Here is a 20,563-nt window from a genome sequence, read left to right on the forward strand (position 1 = left end):
GATGGGTTATAAAACGATAGATGAAGCAAATCAAGCTGTAATAGATAAAATGATTTCAGCAGCACCATTTTTAGTTGATGTAGTACCTGCAAAGTCTAAAATTCCAGAATTAACAGATTACGTATTATTACATGCCGGTCCGCCAATTAAATATGAAAATATGACTGACCCAATGCAAGGATCTTGTGTAGGTGCCATTCTATTTGAGGGATGGGCAGATAATGAGCAGGAAGCAAGACAATTATTAGAGGATGGAAAAATAACACTGATTCCTTGTCACCACGTGAATGCCGTTGGACCGATGGGTGGTATTACTTCGGCAAACATGCCTGTACTTGTCGTTGAAAATAGAGAAAGTGGTAATGAAGCATATTGCCAAATGAATGAAGGTATCGGTGCAGTATTGCGTTTTGGTGCTTACAATGAAACCGTAGTGAATCGTTTACACTGGATGAAAGATGTATTAGGTCCTGTGTTGAGTAAAGCATTGAGACAAATGGATGAAGGGTTAAATGTTAATGTATTAATCGCAAAAGCGATTGCAATGGGGGATGAATTCCATCAACGTAATATTGCTGCATCATTAGCATTTTTGAAAGAAGTTACGCCAATCATTAGTGCTCTTGAAGATGTAGAGCAAGCAAAGCGTACAGAAGTATTACAATTCTTAGCGGACACGGATCAATTTTTCCTAAATATTGCGATGGCAACAGGTAAAGCAATGATGGATGCAGCAAGACAAATTGAACATGGTACAGTTGTAACTGCTATGTGCCGTAATGGTGAAAACTTTGGTGTTCGTATTGCTGGAATGGGAGATGAATGGTTTACTGCTCCAGTAAATACGCCACAAGGACTTTATTTTACAGGTTATTCAGCAGAAGATGCGAATACTGATATAGGTGACTCGGCAATTACCGAAACAATTGGTGTAGGTGGTATGGCAATGATTGCTGCACCAGCTGTTACACGCTTTGTTGGTACAGGAGGATTTGAGGACGCTTTAGCAATCAGTAATGAAATGACTGAAATTTGTATTGGTGAAAATCCAAACTTTGCGATTCCAACTTGGAACTTTAAAGGTGCATGTTTAGGTATAGATGCACGTAAAGTTGTTGAAACAGGTATTACACCTGTTATCAATACTGGCATTGCACATAAAATAGCAGGTTATGGACAAATTGGAGCTGGTACTGTTCATCCTCCAGTAGAATGTTTTGAAAAAGCAATCACTGCATATGCAGAAAAATTAGGATATAAAGCTTGATTTTTCGTGCAAGTGCGATAGGTAGTATTGCCCAGGAAATATTAGAAAAAAAAGAGACGTTTTATGTGCATAGTATTTTTAAAAAAGGATTTAACATAATCAATGAAAAGAAAGAACTTATATTTATTGGTACAGATGATAATGGGACCTTTCCGTTTGGCATATTAGTAGATAAGCAAACAAGAGATGCACTTTTAGCTAAAATGAAACAACAACAATATCTAAAAGTAAGTTCAAACACAATATATATCGATTCTGCTACTCAACTCATTTGGAAGGTAAATTTACTGAATTCATTTAAAGCATATACAAGTGAAAAAGTTAATCAACTTAGCACGTGTGTTGAAGCTTATGATTTTTCTGAATATGAACATGGACAGTTTAACAGCGAGTATTTAAAGCAGTTTATGTGTGTGTTAGAGCGAGGTTCCGCAAAGGAATGTGAGCGTTACTATCGTTATATTATTGGAAGAGGCCAAGGGTTAACGCCAACAGGTGATGATATTTTAACGGGTATGTTATTCATTCATTTTATCAAACCATATATTCGAAAAGATAATTTACTCATTTTAAATCAACTCTTGAGTGAAACATTAACAACAATAGTCAGTGAAACTTTTTTAAAATGTGCACAAAAAGGTTTGTTTAGTTCGAAAATAGCAGTGTTACAAACTGAACCAACGCCATATCATATTGATCGCTTAATCAAAGTGGGATCATCATCAGGAAAAGATACATTATATGGGGCGTTTGTAGCATTAACTTTAAGGAGTGGAACGTATGGGAAAGCGTGTAGTACTCGCTTTAGGTGGTAATGCAATTTTGCAGCCGAAGCAAGAAGCGACATACGAGAATCAATATAATAATGTATATGCTGCAACTAAAAAGATGGCAGAATTAAAGCAACAAGGGCATAATGTAGTTGTTACGCACGGTAATGGTCCGCAAGTAGGTAATATAATTGCGCAGAATGAGGCGGCTAAAGATATTGTCGAACCGTTACCAATTAATGCTTGTAATGCAGAATCACAAGGTTTTATTGGTTATATGATGGAAGAAGCATTAAAGAACCATCTTGAGTCTTTAAATATTGAAAGTGATGTAGTAACGTTATTGACAATGGTAGAGGTCGATAAAGATGATAAAGCATTTAATAATCCAACAAAACCTATAGGTGTATTCTTTGATGAGGTTGAAGCGAGACGTTTAGAAACAAAACATGGCTTTGTTATGCAAGAAGACGCGGGTCGAGGATATCGACGTGTAGTACCTTCACCAGAACCTTTGGTGATACATGGTGTAAGTCAAATTAAGACGTTAATTGATCATGCAATCGTTATATCTTCTGGTGGTGGAGGTATTCCAGTTTATCGTGATGCTGAGGGTAAAATTCATGGTGTCGAGGCGGTCATAGATAAAGACCGGTCAGGGCTTAAGTTGGCGCAACAAGTTGAAGCTGATACATTTATAATGTTAACGGATGTATCAAATGTCTATGTGAATTATGGCAAGTCAAATCAAGAAAAATTAGAAACAATTTCTGTGACTCAAGCTAAACAATATGTGGATGAAGGCCAATTTCCAGCTGGAAGTATGTTACCGAAAGTTGAAGCGGCAATTCAGTTCGCTGAGATGGGTAAAGAAGCCATTATTTGTTCATTAGATGATGCTTTAGAAGCACTAGAAGGAAAAGCGGGTACACGTATTGTATTAGAAGCGAGTACTGAAGTTGTAAAATAAAATGATTAATTTTAACATGATACGAATCAGTCAAAGTGAATTTTTTGATTGATTCGTTAACTTGTTATATGACGAGATAATAAAGAAAGGTGATATAAAATGACTGACCCTTCCCATGTGAACAAGATAAATCAGAATTGGGGCGTGATTTTAGCAATTGTCTTTATTGCATCAACGCTCCGTGCGCCACTTACTTCAGTAGGGCCTGTTGTAGATGAAATAAAGCATGTGATGGAAATAAATAACAGCGTGGCAGGGATATTAACAACAATACCGCTTGTTATTTTCGCTATTGTATCACCTGTGGTATCAAAAGTGACTGTGCGTTTAACAATGTCACGAACAATACTCTACTCGACAATTTTACTTATTATTGCGCTTTTTATGAGAGTAGCTGGTGACTTTACTCTTTTTATTATAGGTACAGTAGTATTAGGTATAGCCATTGCATTTGGCAATGTTGTATTACCGAGCTATGTAAAGTGGTATTTCCCGTTGCAAATTGGAATCGCAACAGGAATATATAGTGGAACAATGAATTTTACTGCAGGTTTAGGAGGCGGTTTAAGTTTTCCTTTATCACAAATATCACCAATTGGATTTAGGTTATCGCTTGTATTTTGGAGTATTTTCGCTATTGTTGCAATCATTTTATGGTTGCCTAAAGCGCGTCAAGGAGCCAAATTAGAAAAAATCGCAACAGACTCGAATACAAAAGTAAAAACGAAGAAAATTAATATTATGAAATCTAAACTAGCTTGGACAATTGCTTTAACGATGGGATTTCAGTCTATGGTATTCTATACAGTTGTGGCATGGGTACCCTCAATATTAGTTGATAGAGGACTAGATCCTTCTACAGCAGGCTACTTACTAATGTTAAATCAATTTGCGCAGGTGCCAATGACCTTCACGTTTCCTATTATTGCTTCTAAGCTAAAGGATCAACGTATATTGGTAATTATTATTACATTATTGTTCCTAACTGGATTTAGTTTGTTCTTCACGCAATCATTAAGCTTGCTAATTACAGGTATTATTATTGCAGGGTTAGCGATGGGAGCATGCTTTAGCTTGTGTATGACATTCTTTTCTATTCGTGCAAAAACGAGTGAGGGTAGTATCTCGTTATCTGGATTTGGTCAGTCTGTTGGTTATTTAATAGCAGCAATAGGACCATTCTTAATTGGATATCTACATGATGCAACAGACAGTTGGATATCTGGAATTATTGCTTTGATTGTGATGTCAGTACTGTTCTTCTTATTTGGGTATCCAGCCTCGAAGAAACGAGTGATTGAGGATGATTAGACCTTAATAAATTGATTTGATATAGCCGAAATAGTATTTAAATTATTCGATGTTAAATCAAATATGATTAGTTATCAAATATCCTTTTATTTTGGAAAGCAGAGTTAGCTATATACTAAATACAATACAAAGCATTGATATAAAAAGAAAAATCTAGGACATAAAGCCTAGAAAATGAGTCGGTAAATGTGTTTTTATATTCATTTACTGGCTTTTTATTTACAGTATTTCGTATTTTTGGCTCGATTTACTAGAATATCGTCTCAGTTTTGGTATTCGATTGGTATTGCTTGCTCAGAAGTTTTGCCAAACACTTCGTAAAAATCTATGCTTTTACATTAAAAGATAAAGCATAGATTTTGTAACATGCTGACCACGAGTGCGTAGTATGAGTAAGAGACTACACGCTCGAACCATTTCATAGTAAGGCAAGCATGCACGTTCAAAATCATTAGATTTTAAATAAAAAAACGAGCTAATCGGTAATAGATTAACTCGTTTTTTTGAGAATGAGGATTTATATCCTGGTATCGTCGTTTATAATAAATAAGTTTCATTTACTTTATGATGAAGTTTAATGCTTGAGCGCAATGTGATTATTCATTTAAGTTTTAAATGCGATTCGCCTTATAAAGTGTAATGTTCTATCAGTGTTGACAGTGCTTTTTCAGGATTTAAATTTGGAACGCCTTGTTGTGATAAAAACAGTGAAAATACTGATAAGAAAGTTAATATATTTTGTTTTTCTACGGCATAACCCATAATACCAATTCTCCAAATTTTGCCTTGTAAGTCTCCAAATGATCCGGCAATTTCAATACCATAGTTCTTCAAAAGACCTTCTCTGATGGAAGCATCTTCTACACCATTAGGTATTTTAATACAAATAACCATCTTCATTTCATTTGTTTCATCTCCATAGATTTCAAGCCCTAACGCTTTAAGCGCGGATTTTAATCCTTCTTGGTGAAATGCATGGCGCTGTGCACGTGCTTCAATACCTTCCGCGAGAGCAATCTTTAAACCTGTGTTCAATGCATAGATTGAAGTGGTAGATTCAGTATGATGATTTAGACGTTTAGGGCTCCAGTAATCCTGTAATTGAGTTAAATCTAAATAGTTGCTACGGATGAATGGTTCTTGTTCTGAAATCTCATTCGAGCGTATGCCAAGCTCAACGCGTTTACGACGATTAATTGCTTCACTAAAGCGCTCATTAAATGTAATTGGTGTGATACCTGAAGGTATAGACAAACATTTTTGTGCGCCACCTATAACGGCATCAAGTTCCCAATCATCAACAGGTATAATCATTCCTTGATATGTTGCAACTGCATCTACAACTGATAAAATGCCACGTTCTTTACAAGCGCGACCAATTTTATCAATAGGCTGAAGTCGCCCTGTAGATGTTTCGCCATGTACAATGGCAAGGACTTTTGGATTGATTTCGTCTAACGCCTTGATAATTTCTTCTTGATCAAATACTTCACCCATAGGCTTTTTAATATTGTGTACAATACCACCAGCTCTTGTTACAAGTTCAGTAAATAAATAACCAAAACGGCCGATAATTGGCACAAGTACTTCATCACCAGGTTTCACCACACTAGCAATTACAGCTTCCAAACCTGCGCGGCTCGTGCCGTCAATTGGGAATGACCATTTGTTTTTAGTCAAAAAAGATTGGCGAATTAATTCCATTGTTTCATTCATTATATCAACAAATTCGTAGTCGAATTGACCTAATATAGAATTCGACATTGCTTGAGAAACACGAGGGTCTACACTTACAGGACCAGGTGTCATTATTAACCGTTTATTAATCTTCAAATCATCCATATTTATAACCTCATTTTCTTTAAATTCCGTCATTTTACATTATACATGAATGTGTATGTAGATTATTCGTCAAAATTGATGAATTAATATATATAATTTGTTAGAATATTACAAAAATTAAAGGTGGTATGTGTATTTGTTTGTATGAAATAGCAGATTAATTTTGCAATATAGCAATATTGATTGCATTTGCAAATTCATGCATTCTGGAACTCCAATTTGTTTCATCTTCCCTTGAATAACGAGTTAAATCTCTATTGTTGAAAAATTCGGCTCTTTGGCCTAGTGATAACTCTAATTGAACACCTGCTTGTTTTGCATTTTGATTAGCGATATTTGCATCTGAAGTGCCTGCTAAATTTTGAGGTGTGGGTTGTACATTAAAGCCTCTCAATTCTAATTGTTTTTTGATAGATGATTTTAAGGCTTCATCTTTCCCTCCAATATAAACCGCTGGAATGTCACCGCTTGCTCCGTGAATCATTACAGATTGATTCATATGTTGTTGCATATCTAATATGGTAGGTTCATCATAATTAGTTGATGTCACATGCAATTCATTATTATTAGTAATCCTTATCCCTTCAAAACTATAAAAATTATATAGGCCACGATTAGCGATTAATTTAGAAACTTCAGTTGTTCCCGGTTCTATATTACCACCATGCACCGCAGCTATGATTGTATTGCTAAATCGTTGGTCATAAGATAAGTTCCAATCAATTCCTTCTTCTGTATTATTCAATAACTCCGTCATAGAAGTATAACTATCGGCATATGTAGGTTTAGAAGATAACAATAAAAGGTAAATGAAGATAAAAGCTAAAATAATAATAATTAATTTCCTTCTCAAAATACATCGTAAAAAATAAGTGTTTACTAACATTGAATTCTCCTATATTATAAAATTTTCAAACACAATGAGTATGTTATCATATAATTATTAAATTAATGAATTATTTTTAATTTTAAATTAAAAAATATGAAAATTTGTTTTTAAACGATGTGGATTTTGGTTAGTATTATTAAATGTTGTTATTTGGAATGCAATGGTAGTGCTTTATTTAAGGAATGAGTATTTTAAACATGAGTGAATTATTTTAAAATGGACAATGCGGAAAGAGGATTTGAAGGAGGATTTATAAATGATTAATATTATATCAGCGGTAGGATCAATTGGAACATTTGTGATGGCATTGTTCTATTTTGTATCGGTGAGTATACAACTATATCAAATGAAGATTAGCTTTATACCTGCACTTAGTTTTAATCAAATACTTGTTACGCGTGAAAATAATAAAATCCAACTTACGAACACTGGTATCGACAGTGAATCAGAACAAGATTATATGAAATTATATAATTTAGGTGGAGGCGCTGCAAAAAATATTAAAGTCGAGATTTATTTAGGTGATGATGATGTATTGCAGCGTAAGTATATTAATATATTACCTAGTAAAGAAGGCTATTTATTACCGATTAACAAAGATGTTTATAGTGAAATAGAAAGCACGATAAAAAATGAAGGTTATGAATCAAATTTGAATATAAAAATAACATATAAACATAATGTAAGTAGAAAGGAACAACACTTGCACTTAAACGGGAAGATCGATAGTTTTAACACTTATAATGATAAATCTGTTTATGAATTACAATTCTTTTAATTCGAACAAGATAATATGAGATAAGTATCATACATTAGAGATGATGCATGGCGTTTCTTTAAAAATGTTGAAAACATTTATTTTAGAAACGCTTTATTGTTGTCGGTTAAACAATGAATTTAATTTATTTTGTGTAAGTGGGCCATATCCTATAAACTTAATAATGAATTTAAACGATGGAGTGACGAAGGATGATAAATGTAAAGGCACCAAATTCTATTTTTATGGAACATCATGAATCAAATCATGCAGTATTATTGTTACATTCTTTTACTGGTACGGTAAGAGATGTGAAATTATTGGCAAATAAATTATATAAGGCAGGTTATACGTGCTATGTACCTGCTTATGATGGACATGGACTACTATTGGAAGATTTAATGCAATATGATACAGATGATTGGTTGAAAAATGCGGAATCTGGATATCATTTTTTAGAAGAGCAAGGATATGAAAAAATTAGTGTTTGTGGTGTGTCGCTTGGCGGTATCTTATCACTTAAATTAGCAGAAACGAAACCTGTTCATTCGCTTGTAGTGATGTCTACGCCCTTTAGTAAAGATGATGCGGGATTAGTGGGTAGATTGGAATATTATGGCCAACGTATGGGAGAATTAGTAGGATTGACGGAGGAAGAAATAGAAAAACAACTAAGCATGATTGAAAATTATCATCCATATTTACAGAAATTTAAAGTGTTAGTAGATGAAGTTATGGCAAACTTAACTTATATTAACGCACCAATTGCAGTGAAATATGGCGAGCAAGATGAACCTTCTTATACAGTGAGTGCAAATTACATTTACGAACATATCAAACATGAAGATAAAGAAATTACAGGATATCCACATTCTAAACATTTAATGACACATGGTGAGGATCGTGGAGATGTGGAACAAGACGTGATTGCTTTCTTTGAAGACTATGAGTAATATCGTATGGTATATTTTATTTTGATTTACACTAAATGCACTTAGTATTTTTTATTGTGTAGTAGGAAAATATTATAAAAAGAGTGGTGCTTGAAATCTTTGTGTTTCAAGCACCACTCTTTTAAATCGTGATCTAAACCTTAGAATGTGTAAGTATTGTGTTGTTTATTGAAGGTGTGTTTATTTCCTCCAAAATGAAGTACATTCTTGTTTATCATCAATATTATATTGGATGATTGTTTTTAATAAATCATAATCGATATCTTGTGTCCATTTTATTTTGAATAGATTATTAGTTTGGGCATAGCCTGACTTATCTATACGATCAGAAAATGCATCCATTGCTTTTGTTTCAGGTGCAATAGAAAAGTGCTGTTTCGCCTTGCTAAATCCAATGATAAATGTATCATGATCTGTATACATAGGCTGATTCCATTTAACCGTTGTATCTAATTGAGGAAATGTTTCTTGTATCCAATGAAATAACTGAGTCATCGTTTCTTTTTGATCATCTTTTTCTAATGAATCAATAAACGCTTTAAATAATTCCAATTAAACTTCAACTCCCCTTAGTTAAAATATAAAATATTATTTTGATTATAGCACAGGAAAATTGTTAATTAAAAAGTTTGTGACATAAGCTGGATAGGGGAAGAGAGCGTAATATTAACGAGAAGAAATAGTAAATGAAAGGCATAATTAAATAAATAATGACACATAAAAATACCAAAGCATACTAGCATGCTTTGGTATGATTTGAAGCTTAACTATGCGAATTACAGTAAGTGCTTGTTTTGCGCACTTTTTTGAACACTATCGTAGTAGTTTGCACAGTAAGATAAAGCTTATTTTAATGTTTTAGTTTATTTTAGTTGTTGGCATCTTCTTTTTTTTATTAACGAAAACACTATCTATGACTAAGCCTATTACTAGTAAAAGTATAAATGGAATTAGCCAAGCAAGTTGAATATCTGACAACGGCAATGCGTTGTAGAAATTTGATATAGATGTTAATAATTTAAAGTCACTAATAATCTGTAGCACAGAAATGATTAAGGTAAGAATTGTCGGTAAAATATAAGCAAACTTTAAATCATAAGGTATGAAAATACTTACTAAAGAAATGAGTACCAATACAATTGATGTAGGATAAATAAATGTGAGTAAAGGTACTGCTATTTGTAAAATTAAATCAAGCCCTAGTGTAGATACTAAGAAACCTAATAGTGAAAAAATAAGTACAAACATTTTGTAAGAAATCTTTGGTAGTTTCTTCATTGCAAATGCTGCACAAGCATTTACAAGTCCTACACAAGTTGTTAAGCATGCGAGAATAACAATAATACCAAAAATCAAATTACCTAATGAACCAAATACACGTAGTGAGTTGAAGGTTAAGATACCAGTGCCATCTTTAAAATCGCCTTGGCTCGTAGTTGCACCGACATATGCAAGCGCAAAATAGATTAACAATAATAAAATTGCAGAAATAAATCCGGCTTTGATGACATTTTTCACTAAAGTGCGATGATCTTCTATACCATGCATTTTAAACATTTGTACGATCACAACTGAGAAAGCGAGTGCTGCTACAAGGTCCATTGTGAAATAGCCTTGTAAAATACCTGAAACAACAGGTGTTTTTGCATAATCTCCAGATGCTTGCCCTATAGAACCTTCAGGGTTAAAGATTACTAATATACATAGAATAGCTATAATAATAATTAATATTGGTGTTAAGTATTTTCCTAAATTATCTATAATGCGGCTTGGATATAATGCTATAAAATAAACAATAAAGAAAAATATAATAGAAAATACAATTAACGTTGTTTGGTTATGTACAGGTAAAATATGATTTGTACCTATTTCATATGCCACATTTGCTGCTCTCGGAATGCCATAAAGCGCTCCGATAGACAAATATATACATACTGCAAAAATAGTGCCGAATATTGGATGTACTTTATTACCAATACTTTCAACACCACCATTCATATATGCGACTACAATAACAGTTAAATAAGGTAGTAAAATACCTGTTATCGCAAATCCACCCATCGCAATCCACATGTTATCTTGAGCAGTATACCCAAGCATCGGTGGGAAAATTAAATTTCCAGCCCCAAAGAAAAAAGAAAATAGCATGAGACCAGACATTAATATTAGTTTATTCATTTGATTACCTCAATTTCAAGGATATTTACTTGCGCAAAACACAAAATACTTTAACATAGAAATTCATTTAATTCAATGAACTTTCAGACAATTTTTAATATTTAAAGTATTACAATTACATATAGTCACAAATTATACATTTTCAGTGCGATATACGTTAGCTAAGTGCCATATCAAAATCTATTAAAGTGAACATTAAAATGCTATTGAGAGGTTACTTGAAAAATGGTATAGTATAATTTATATCACTAAAACGCTTTAACGCAATAAAGTTTTGTAAAATATAAAGGATGTAGAGTTATGAGCAAACAATCACAATGGAAGTCTTCTACTGGCTTTATCTTAGCTAGTGCAGGCTCTGCAATAGGACTAGGCGCCATGTGGAAGTTCCCATATATGGCAGGAATATATGGCGGCGGCGCATTTTTATTAATGTTTTTACTATTTACAGTTTTTGTAGGTTTACCATTATTAATTATGGAATTTACTGTTGGTAAAATGGGACAAACTTATACCACTAAAATTTATGAAAAGCTTACTAAGAAAAAATGGTTGAATATTATTGGATGGAACGGAAATTTAGCAGTATTTATACTATTTGGGTTTTACAGTGTTATTGGCGGTTGGATTATTATTTATATATTTAATGTAGCGCTACAAATACTGTCGTTCCAAGGTGGTCAACTTGGGGATATTCAGTTTGAATCGATTATAGGCAGTCCATTGTTGACGATTGTAGGACAAGGTGTATTTATCTTGTTAACAATGATTATTGTTATGATGGGTGTTGAAAAAGGATTAGAGAAAGCATCTAAATTTATGATGCCGTTATTATTTATTTTCTTAATTGTCATTGTTATAAAGTCTTTAACACTTGGAGGATCAATAGAAGGGTTGAAATTTATTCTTCAACCTCGTGTTGAGGATATATCAATGGAAGGAATATTATTTGCATTAGGACAGTCATTCTTTACTTTATCTTTAGGAACAACAGGAATGATAACTTATGCAAGCTATGCTTCAAAAGAGATGCCAATTAAAACATCAGCAGTTTCTATTGTTGCGATGAATGTATTGGTATCTGTACTTGCAGGTTTAGCTATATTCCCAGCAATTGCTGCATTTGGTTATAAGCCAACAGATGGACCTGGATTGCTATTTAAAGTCCTACCAAAAGTTTTTGATCAAATGGCACTAGGATCTACATTCTATTTGATTTTTTTAATATTATTTTTATTTGCTGCACTAACTTCTTCAATTTCATTACTAGAACTCAATGTATCTAATTTTACTAAAAATGATAATTCTAAAAGAAAATCAGTGTCGTTCTATGCTAGTGTGTTAGTGTTTGTTATTAGTATTCCAGCGACATTATCTTTCAGTAGTTTGAGTGGTATCCACTTTGCTGCTGGAACAATTTTTGATAATATGGATTTCCTGGTTTCTAACATTTTGATGCCATTAGGTGCTTTAGGAACGACGTTAGTAGTAGGTCATGTCTTGAATAAAGATGATTTAATTGAACACTTTGGAAAAGATAAATATAAAATATTTTTACCATGGTATTATTTAATAAAATTTGTATTACCTGTTGTGATAATTTTAATATTTGTTGTTCAATTTATATAAAAGAATAGCTTAAATAATGAGAAACTGTCGATTGATTTATCTGTCGACAGTTTTTTGGGCTTTCAGTGTTCGTATTATAATGTGAAAACAATAAAGTAGGATTTTAGTTGAAGTATCTCATTTCAATTAAGTAAACCGAAAATGTATGTGCCACTTCAAGTTAATATATCAGTATTTATAATGCGTTATACAAATAGATTTTAGTAGTTATGATTTTTTACGTTAAGGTATTTACTATGTAAAATTTATACAAATCATACTTTGTAGATGGGAATATGAGTTTTCGAGTTGTGCGTAATTAAATTGTGACAATCTATTGACTGAGAACTAAGTATTTAGTACAATTTTAATAAATTATTTATTAGAAGGATTTAATTGTTAATTATTATATTAGAATATATAAATTATGGATTGATACTTTTAATAAATAAAAATTTTCCTTATTTATGTAAGCGTTTTCTTAAAAAGGAGGTAACATTGATGGAAGCTCTCATCGGAAAGTTTTTTGAATTATTACCACGCTTTATCGTGAATTTATTTATCTAATTGATAGGTATCTATGACTAGAAAGTTATAAATTCGAAGAGGTGTCTAAAATGGAGAAAAAGCAAAACAAATACAGTATTCGAAAATTTAGTGTAGGTGCTTCGTCAATTCTAATAGGATCTTTATTATTTTTAGGATCAGGAACGGCACAAGCATCTGAAGAAAATAGCCAGCAAAATGATGTGGCTCAATCAACACAGGAAGTGAAGGGAAGTAATTTCGTAACAGACGACGCTAATCAAAATAAGCAGTCTAATCAGGGAAACTCTGAGACTGAAGATGTTACTACTGAACCTACGAAAGCGAAACAATTACATAATGCACAGTCATCTTCGACTGTAGTAGATTCAGTAAAAGGAATGGAAACCAATCAAAATATTAAAATAAGTAAAGAGAATAACAAGGAAGATGTAGATTTAGAAAATAACGAGCAAGCTAAAGCCAAATCAGAAGAAAAAGCGGAAGTAGACCCACAGTATAACGAGCAATCTGAAGCAAAACCAGAAGAAAAAGCGGAAGTAGACCCACAGTATAACGAGCAATCTGAAGCAAAACCAGAAGAAAAAGCGGAAGTAGACCCACAGTATAACGAGCAATTTAAAGGCAAATTAGAAGAAAAAACGAAAGTAGATTCTCAATATAACGATGAAGCATCAGTGAAAACATCTACAAAACAAGTAATCACAGATAATGCACTAACAACTGAACAAAAAGATAAAGCAACTGACGCAAAGACTTCAGATTCGAATGTATTTTCACAAAATACGGATAATAAAAGTGCTCCAGTACAACAACATGGGCAGAATGATATAGATGAAACGCAACAAAATAATGATGTGTCATTAGAACAACTTCAAAATGAATTACAGTCTCCCGAAGGCATAAATGATGAAAATAGAGATAATAAATCAAATACAAGTTTGAAAACTTTAAAAGATAGTGCCGTAGCAACTACGCCAAACCAAACTCAGAAAACAAATGAACCAGCAATTGAGCAGCCAACTAAAATAGCAAAACAAGGTCAGTATAAAAATGATGACCCTATTATATTAGTGCATGGATTCAATGGTTTCACAGATGATATTAATCCACCAATTCTTTCTCATTATTGGGGTGGAGACAAATTAAATATTAGACAGGATTTACAAGATAATGGCTATGAAACTTATGAAGCGAGTATTGGTGCGCTAAGTAGTAACTATGACAGAGCTGTAGAACTATATTACTACATTAAGGGCGGTACAGTTGATTACGGAGCAGCCCATGCTGAAAAATATGGTCATGAACGTTATGGAAGAACTTATGAAGGTGTTTATAAAGATTGGCAACCGGGACAAAAAGTTCATTTAGTTGCACATAGTATGGGTGGTCAAACGGTTAGACAATTAGAAGAGCTACTTCGTAATGGTAACCCTGAGGAGATAGACTATCAAAAAGAACATGGTGGCGAAATATACCCACTTTATCAAGGTGACCATGATAATATGATCACGTCAATAACGACGCTAGGTACACCACATAATGGTACAGTTGCCTCAGATGAATTAGGTAATGAAGCATTAATCAGACAAATTGTTTATGATTATGTAAAATTCAAAGGAAATACAGATTCACATTCTGATTTTGGCTTGAATCAATGGGGTTTAAAACAAAAAGAGGGTGAGTCTTATTTAGATTATGTGAAACGTGTAAAAAACAGTAAGTTATGGAAAACGCAAGATAATGGTTTTTATGATTTATCTACTGAAGGCGCTGAAAAATTAAATTCGAATACCTCATTAAATCCAAATATTGTCTACAAAACTTATACTGGCGAATCGACAAGACCTACATTATTCGGACGTCAAAAATCAGACTTAAATATGTTTTTACCATTTACGCTTACTGGTAATGTGATTGGTAAAACAGCCAATGCTAGTTGGAGGGAAAATGATGGACTCGTATCCGTTGTGTCTTCACAGCATCCGAATAATCAAGCATACGTGGATGCTACAGACGAAATTCAAAAAGGTGTATGGCAAGTTACGCCAGTAAGACATGGTTGGGACCATGTGGATTTTGTTGGTCAAGATTCAACAGATCCATTCCATAATAGTCTAGAATTGCAGCAATTTTGGCATAACATTGCAGATGAATTGGTGAGAAGTGAACAGTTAGACGCATAAATGAATAATAAAAAGGAAAGAAGGGATGCAAATGACTGGAGATATCTTTGAATTATTAGGGTCATTATTTAATGTAATTAAAACGTTATTCTTTTAAGAGCGAAACATAGGATAGTGATTGCTATCCTATGTTTTTTCTTAATTTAACTAAGTATGTGTAAAATTATTTATTGTTAAAAAATTGTGGAAGGATAGTAACAGTATCAATGTTTAATATATGAAATTTTGATATAAAAAGCCCTTAAATGAATTTGATAAATTCATTTAAGGGCTTTGATTTAGGTTTTGAATCCTAAAGACATAAGTATAATTAAGGATAAATTATTTTGAGAAAGTTTCGATTAATTTTTTGATGATATCGATGATGAATTCCATTATTATTTCACCCCTCTTTATCTTTGTTAACTCAAATATAATATAATTGAACAAAACTATGTTGTTAACTTCTTAATTTATATAAATTCATGCATAAATGAAGGAATTTAATAATTTTTTACAGTTTTGCATTCAAAACTGTATTGCTTAAAATTTTTAAAATAAAAATCACATTAATTAAAAATGTTCTAATAAAAGAAGCATAGATAATTAATGTGAAAAAATGATATTAATAAAGCTTGTTTAATCTGTTGTGGCACCTTTTGATGCGGAAGAGACGAGTTTAGCATATTTTGCTAAGGTGCCTTTTGTAGCTTTTAACGGTGGCGCTTGCCATTGTTCGCGACGATGGTTGAGTTCTTCATCTGTGACATCAAAGCTTATTTCTAGCTGCTTAGCATCGATGGTCACGATATCATTTTCCTCAAGTAAAGCCATCGGTCCACCTACTTGAGATTCAGGAGCAGCGTGTCCGATAACTAAGCCGTGAGAACCTCCTGAAAATCTACCGTCTGTTACGAGGGCAACAGATTCCCCTAATCCTTTTCCTACAAGTATAGAAGAAGCAGATAACATCTCTGGCATACCTGGTGCGCCTTTTGGACCAGCATAACGAATGACAACAACGTCACCTTCATTAATTTTGTTATTGAGAATCGCTTGAGTTGCTGCAGCTTCTGAATCAAACACACGTGCAGGTCCTTTTATATAAGTGACACTTAACCCAGAAATTTTTGCTACTGCACCTTCAGGAGCGAGATTGCCTTTTAGTATAACGAGTGGTCCTGTAGGATGTTTCGGATTATCGAAATTAATAATGGCATTATTATCGGTTAAATCTTCTTGATTTGCTAGGTTTTCTGCTACTGTCTTACCTGTAACAGTCAGACAATCACCGTGAATTAACCCTTTATCGTATAATAGTTTCATTACTGCAGGAATACCACCAACTTCATCTAAATGTGCCATGACGTACTTACCACTTGGACGTAAATCTGCGATATGTGGTACACGCTTACGCACCTTTTCAAAGTCGTCGAGTGTTAAATCGACATCTGCAGATTGTGCGATTGCAAGAAGATGAAGTATGGCATTAGTTGAGCCACCTAATGCCATGACAATTGTTATGGCATTTTCGAATGCTTCCTTAGTCATTATATCTTTTGGATAAATGTCTTGTTCTAAAAGTTTGTAAACTGCCTTTCCAGCAGCTCGACTATCTTTTGCTTTATTAGAGGACACTGCAGGATGAGACGAACTTCCAGGTAAACTCATACCCATTGCCTCAATTGCAGAAGCCATTGTATTAGCAGTAAACATTCCACCGCAAGATCCAGCACCAGGGCAGGCAGCGCATTCAACCTTATGCAATGCCGTATCATCGATTTCGCCATTATTATACTGCCCTACGCCTTCAAATGCAGATACAGCATCTACATCCTTGCCGTCTAGTTTCCCTGGTAATGTTGTGCCACCATAGACAAAAACTGCTGGTAAATTTAAACGTGCAATTCCAATCATACAACCAGGCATATTTTTATCACAACCACCTATAGCAACTAGTGCATCTAGATTTTCTGCACTCATTACAGTTTCTATTGAGTCAGCAATAATTTCACGACTTGGTAATGAAAAGCGCATACCGTCAGTACCCATTGATATACCATCAGATACCGTTATTGTGTTGAAAATAAGTGGTGAAGCACCTGACTCGCTAATGCCTTGCTTTGAAGCACGGGCAAGTTTATCGATGTGCATATTACACGGTGTTACTTCACTCCATGTACTTGCGACACCAATCATTGGATTATTAAAATCCTCATCTTCGAAACCTAGAGCCCGTAAATATGAACGGTTTGGTGTTCTACTAACACCTTCACTGATAACCTTACTTTTTATACGTAAATCTTTATTTGCTTTTTTTTCAGTCAAATAATTACCCCCCAGTAATGATTCGCTTAATTTCTGCAAATGTTTATATAGAATAGGCTATATTTAATATTAAACGTAATGCGTGTTGATTTTAATTCTATGGATGCTATATATGTCTTTACCCGTATCTCTATTTTATTAAAGGAAGTGTGCATAATCGATTGATAATTTTAAATATAAATTATATTTTTGAAGATTTAAAAAGTATATTGAAGTGAATATATACATGTTTATGTTACAGAGTGATATAGCTATATTGTAATGTTTATAAAAAAATACTTTAAAAAACGCACAATGACAGATATTGAAGCCGAAAGAGATAAGATAGACCTTTGTAATGATAATGTCATATAAAATTTATACTAAAATGCAATTTGTAGTTGTATAATTAAGAAGTAAAAAAATTGTATACAAGATGAAAGAGATATATTGGGAGGTTTACAATTAGTGCGTAAAAAAATTCTTGCAACTGTAATTGGGAGTAGTGCGCTAGCTGCAGTTGCAACAAATACAAATGCAGAAGCAGCCACAACTTATAAGGTGAAAAGTGGAGATTCACTTTGGTCAATAGCGAATAAATACAATATTTCAGTATCGAAATTAAAATCATTAAATAATTTATCTTCAAATGTTATTTTTCCAAATCAAACGTTGAAGGTTTCGGGAACGTCTAGTTCGAACAGTACTTCGACAAGTACTTCATCAGGAACTACATATACAGTACAATCTGGAGATTCATTATCAGCAATTGCTGCAAAGTATGGTACAACATATCAAAAAATCATGAGCTTGAATAATTTATCAAATTATAATATTTATCCAGGTCAAAAATTAAAGGTTTCGGGTAGTGCATCAACATCTTCAGGAAGTACAGGTAGTACAACGACGAGCGGATCAACAAAAACCTATACAGTACAATCTGGAGATTCATTATCAGCAATTGCTGCAAAGTATGGTACAACATATCAAAAAATCATGAGCTTAAATAATTTATCAAATTATAATATTTACCCTGGTCAAAAATTAAAAATTTCAGGTTCAACAACGAGTGGTTCATCAAATTCAGGTTCGACTTCAACAAGTTATAATACACCTGTTTTTAATCACTCTAACCTTTATGATTGGGGTCAATGTACTTGGCACGTATTTAATAGAAGAGCAGAAATAGGCAAGGGTATCAGTACTTATTGGTGGAATGCGAATAATTGGGATACTGCTTCGGCTGCGGATGGTTATACCGTAGATCATAAGGCGACAGTAGGCTCTATATTACAATCGGATGCTGGATATTATGGTCACGTTGCTTTTGTTGAATCAAAAAATTCTGATGGTAGCATCACTGTTTCGGAAATGAATTACAGTGCTTCTCCAGGAATTAAAACTTATAGAACAATACCTGCCTCACAAGTGAGTGCTTATAAATATATTCATTAATAATTATAATTAATCAAAAAGACTCCTAGATAGGTGAAACTTGAATTCACTTAGCGCTAAGGAGTCTTTTTGATATGATTTGTGAGCATTTGCTCGAAATATTATGATGCTTGTTTACGTAGAGATTTGATACGTTTTGCAGTTGTGAACAGTGTACTACCTAATGTAAAGGCAGAAAAAATTTTAGTGAATTTTTTTGGTGATTTTAAGGCAGTATAAAAATCGAGTACAGCACCGACACTTGAAATTGCCATACTAGCATAAATTAATTTTTTGTTTTTAGATTGATAAGCGTACCAGTTAAAACCTTCCACAGCCACACCAACGAAATTGACTGTATTTGAAATGCGGTTAAGTTTAGTCTTTTTTGCCATTCTAGAAGCCTCCATTTTATATATTAATAAGTTTCGCTCAATATTATAACATTTTCGATTAGGAAAAAACTTGTATTTAAATGTATTTTGAAAAACTTGATACGTACGAATATTGAAGTATGATAACATAAGCTTAAATCATTTAAAAATACTTTGACTAGTATTTGTAAAATAAATTAAGGAGTGCAGTGTGATGATTAGATGTGTGTGCTTAGTAATTGAGAGGGAAGGACTATTATTGCTTGTTCAAGCGAGGAATAGGGAGAAGTATTACTTTCCTGGAGGTAAAATAGACCCTGGAGAATTACATATTCAAGCATTACAAAGAGAATTACAAGAGGAACTGCAACTCACAATTCCAGAAGAGAATTTGGAGTATAAGGGTACAATAATAGGCGATGCTTATCCTCAGCCTAATACTCAGACAGAGTTAAATTGTTTTACAACTGATTTAGATGTGGATTTGTTGGAAGTAAAGTCAGCGCAAGAAATCACAGATGTACAGTGGGTCGATATAGAAGATAGAGAGCGAATTGCTCCTGCAGTATTAACATGGATTGACTATTCGAGGGGGATAAAAGAGGCTCAATCCTCACCTAGTGGTATCACGTTAATACCTTATCACTCTGATTTTTATGAAATCGTTGAAGGTATTGAGTTGAAAGTTTCAGATAATTTGTTTACAAAAACACCTATTGAAAATATTCAACTTGCTCAAACGGATGATGAGCGCCATCCAACATTGGTATTTAATGCAGAGCAGCAATGTATCGGTTTCTTTACATTGCATGCAGGTGCGGGTGTAAGTCCTTATACGGAAAACATTACTGAAAGTATCTTCTTTAGGTCATTCAGCATTGATGTGAAATATAGAGGATTGGGTTATGCTAAAAACGTTATAGAAGTTGTCGAAGATTATGTGAAACATTATTTTCCACAAATTAAATATATCTATCTAACGGTCAATGATGACAATTGGATAGCACAAAATCTATATATGAAATATAACTATGTACATATAGGGGAAAGTTTACTAGAAGGTCGTCCAGTATATAATATGAAGAAAAAGATAAAGTAAATAGAAATGCGTCATGTAACTTAACATCTAGTGTTATTTTACATGACGCATTTTTGCCATCTCTTAAAATAGGCGGTATGATGCGTTGCAAAG

General features: G+C 33.3%; 16 protein-coding genes and 1 pseudogene. 11 read left to right on the forward strand and 6 right to left on the reverse strand.

Features of this window, described 5'->3' with window-relative positions; translation table 11 throughout:
* The first annotated feature begins 1 nt into the window (after position 1).
* The 4 genes from MHZ36_RS01600 to MHZ36_RS01615 all read left to right on the forward strand — a co-directional run bounded on the left by MHZ36_RS01600 (position 2) and on the right by MHZ36_RS01615 (position 4,318).
* Positions 2-1,267: a YlbE family protein gene (locus tag MHZ36_RS01600; protein ID WP_239229173.1), complete on the forward strand. Its 1,266-nt coding sequence runs from the start codon at positions 2-4 to the stop codon at positions 1,265-1,267.
* Positions 1,264-2,082 (forward strand): oxamate carbamoyltransferase subunit AllH family protein, encoded by an 819-nt coding sequence (locus MHZ36_RS01605; RefSeq protein ID WP_239229174.1) that lies wholly within the window; start codon positions 1,264-1,266, stop codon positions 2,080-2,082. The genes MHZ36_RS01600 and MHZ36_RS01605 overlap by 4 nt, the downstream gene beginning before the upstream one ends.
* A complete protein-coding gene (gene arcC / locus MHZ36_RS01610) occupies positions 2,048-3,007 on the forward strand; it encodes a carbamate kinase (RefSeq protein ID WP_239229175.1) in 960 nt (319 codons plus the stop codon). The genes MHZ36_RS01605 and arcC overlap by 35 nt, the downstream gene beginning before the upstream one ends.
* Positions 3,008-3,106: 99 nt before the next feature.
* Positions 3,107-4,318: a CynX/NimT family MFS transporter gene (locus MHZ36_RS01615; protein WP_239229176.1), complete on the forward strand. Its 1,212-nt coding sequence runs from the start codon at positions 3,107-3,109 to the stop codon at positions 4,316-4,318.
* Positions 4,319-4,945: 627 nt separating this feature from the next.
* Here the strand turns inward: MHZ36_RS01615 and MHZ36_RS01620 are convergent.
* Entirely contained in the window at positions 4,946-6,160 is a 1,215-nt protein-coding gene (locus MHZ36_RS01620) for a pyridoxal-phosphate-dependent aminotransferase family protein (protein ID WP_239229177.1), read from the reverse strand.
* Between the two features lie 157 nt (positions 6,161-6,317).
* Positions 6,318-7,046, reverse strand: a complete 729-nt coding sequence (locus MHZ36_RS01625; protein WP_239229178.1) for a poly-gamma-glutamate hydrolase family protein — start codon at positions 7,044-7,046, stop codon at positions 6,318-6,320.
* Between the two features lie 259 nt (positions 7,047-7,305).
* On the opposite strand from MHZ36_RS01625, the gene MHZ36_RS01630 reads away from it, so the two are divergent.
* Entirely contained in the window at positions 7,306-7,827 is a 522-nt protein-coding gene (locus MHZ36_RS01630; RefSeq protein WP_239229179.1) for a hypothetical protein, read from the forward strand.
* Between the two features lie 191 nt (positions 7,828-8,018).
* Positions 8,019-8,759, forward strand: coding sequence for an alpha/beta hydrolase (locus MHZ36_RS01635; RefSeq protein ID WP_239229180.1), 741 nt, complete (start codon positions 8,019-8,021; stop codon positions 8,757-8,759).
* A gap of 180 nt (positions 8,760-8,939) precedes the next feature.
* On the opposite strand, the gene MHZ36_RS01640 is transcribed toward MHZ36_RS01635, so the two are convergent.
* Both MHZ36_RS01640 and brnQ read right to left on the reverse strand, forming a co-directional pair.
* A complete protein-coding gene (locus tag MHZ36_RS01640) occupies positions 8,940-9,311 on the reverse strand; it encodes an iron chaperone (protein WP_239229181.1) in 372 nt (123 codons plus the stop codon).
* Positions 9,312-9,617: 306 nt separating this feature from the next.
* Positions 9,618-10,937, reverse strand: coding sequence for a branched-chain amino acid transport system II carrier protein (gene brnQ / locus MHZ36_RS01645; protein WP_239229182.1), 1,320 nt, complete (start codon positions 10,935-10,937; stop codon positions 9,618-9,620).
* Positions 10,938-11,237: 300 nt separating this feature from the next.
* On the opposite strand from brnQ, the gene MHZ36_RS01650 reads away from it, so the two are divergent.
* Positions 11,238-12,566: a sodium-dependent transporter gene (locus MHZ36_RS01650; RefSeq protein WP_239229183.1), complete on the forward strand. Its 1,329-nt coding sequence runs from the start codon at positions 11,238-11,240 to the stop codon at positions 12,564-12,566.
* 596 nt (positions 12,567-13,162) lie between these two features.
* On the forward strand, positions 13,163-15,277 hold the full coding sequence (lip, locus tag MHZ36_RS01655) for a YSIRK-targeted triacylglycerol lipase (RefSeq protein WP_239229184.1): 2,115 nt from the start codon (positions 13,163-13,165) through the stop codon (positions 15,275-15,277).
* A gap of 618 nt (positions 15,278-15,895) precedes the next feature.
* Here the strand turns inward: lip and ilvD are convergent.
* Positions 15,896-17,584, reverse strand: a complete 1,689-nt coding sequence (ilvD, locus tag MHZ36_RS01660) for a dihydroxy-acid dehydratase (RefSeq protein ID WP_239229185.1) — start codon at positions 17,582-17,584, stop codon at positions 15,896-15,898.
* A 447-nt stretch (positions 17,585-18,031) separates the two neighbouring features.
* Between ilvD and MHZ36_RS01665 the strand changes: the two genes are divergently transcribed.
* On the forward strand, positions 18,032-19,018 hold the full coding sequence (locus MHZ36_RS01665; RefSeq protein WP_239229186.1) for a LysM peptidoglycan-binding domain-containing protein: 987 nt from the start codon (positions 18,032-18,034) through the stop codon (positions 19,016-19,018).
* A gap of 101 nt (positions 19,019-19,119) precedes the next feature.
* Here the strand turns inward: MHZ36_RS01665 and MHZ36_RS01670 are convergent, their stop codons facing one another.
* The gene (locus MHZ36_RS01670) at positions 19,120-19,392 is read right to left on the reverse strand and encodes a hypothetical protein (RefSeq protein ID WP_239229188.1); all 273 of its coding nucleotides are present in this window, start codon (positions 19,390-19,392) and stop codon (positions 19,120-19,122) included.
* 193 nt (positions 19,393-19,585) lie between these two features.
* Here MHZ36_RS01670 and MHZ36_RS14370 point away from each other — a divergent pair.
* Both MHZ36_RS14370 and MHZ36_RS14375 read left to right on the forward strand, forming a co-directional pair.
* Positions 19,586-19,951 (forward strand): annotated as a pseudogene (locus MHZ36_RS14370) (NUDIX hydrolase); the annotation flags it as partial.
* 117 nt (positions 19,952-20,068) lie between these two features.
* Positions 20,069-20,470, forward strand: a complete 402-nt coding sequence (locus MHZ36_RS14375; protein WP_343237196.1) for a GNAT family N-acetyltransferase — start codon at positions 20,069-20,071, stop codon at positions 20,468-20,470.
* The last annotated feature ends 93 nt before the right edge of the window (positions 20,471-20,563 follow it).

Source organism: Staphylococcus sp. ACRSN, from assembly GCF_022346615.1.
Taxonomy (GTDB): Bacteria; Bacillota; Bacilli; order Staphylococcales; family Staphylococcaceae; genus Staphylococcus.

Excerpts from the sequence above, each read along its gene's own strand:
- MHZ36_RS01600 (WP_239229173.1), top strand. The coding sequence starts at position 2 with ATGGGTTATAAAACGATAGATGAAGCAAATCAAGCTGTAATAGATAAA.
- arcC (WP_239229175.1), top strand. The coding sequence starts at position 2,048 with ATGGGAAAGCGTGTAGTACTCGCTTTAGGTGGTAATGCAATTTTGCAG.
- MHZ36_RS01615 (WP_239229176.1), top strand. The coding sequence starts at position 3,107 with ATGACTGACCCTTCCCATGTGAACAAGATAAATCAGAATTGGGGCGTG.
- MHZ36_RS01620 (WP_239229177.1), bottom strand. The coding sequence starts at position 6,160 with ATGGATGATTTGAAGATTAATAAACGGTTAATAATGACACCTGGTCCT.
- MHZ36_RS01625 (WP_239229178.1), bottom strand. The coding sequence starts at position 7,046 with ATGTTAGTAAACACTTATTTTTTACGATGTATTTTGAGAAGGAAATTA.
- MHZ36_RS01630 (WP_239229179.1), top strand. The coding sequence starts at position 7,306 with ATGATTAATATTATATCAGCGGTAGGATCAATTGGAACATTTGTGATG.
- MHZ36_RS01635 (WP_239229180.1), top strand. The coding sequence starts at position 8,019 with ATGATAAATGTAAAGGCACCAAATTCTATTTTTATGGAACATCATGAA.
- brnQ (WP_239229182.1), bottom strand. The coding sequence starts at position 10,937 with ATGAATAAACTAATATTAATGTCTGGTCTCATGCTATTTTCTTTTTTC.
- MHZ36_RS01650 (WP_239229183.1), top strand. The coding sequence starts at position 11,238 with ATGAGCAAACAATCACAATGGAAGTCTTCTACTGGCTTTATCTTAGCT.
- lip (WP_239229184.1), top strand. The coding sequence starts at position 13,163 with ATGGAGAAAAAGCAAAACAAATACAGTATTCGAAAATTTAGTGTAGGT.
- MHZ36_RS01670 (WP_239229188.1), bottom strand. The coding sequence starts at position 19,392 with ATGGCAAAAAAGACTAAACTTAACCGCATTTCAAATACAGTCAATTTC.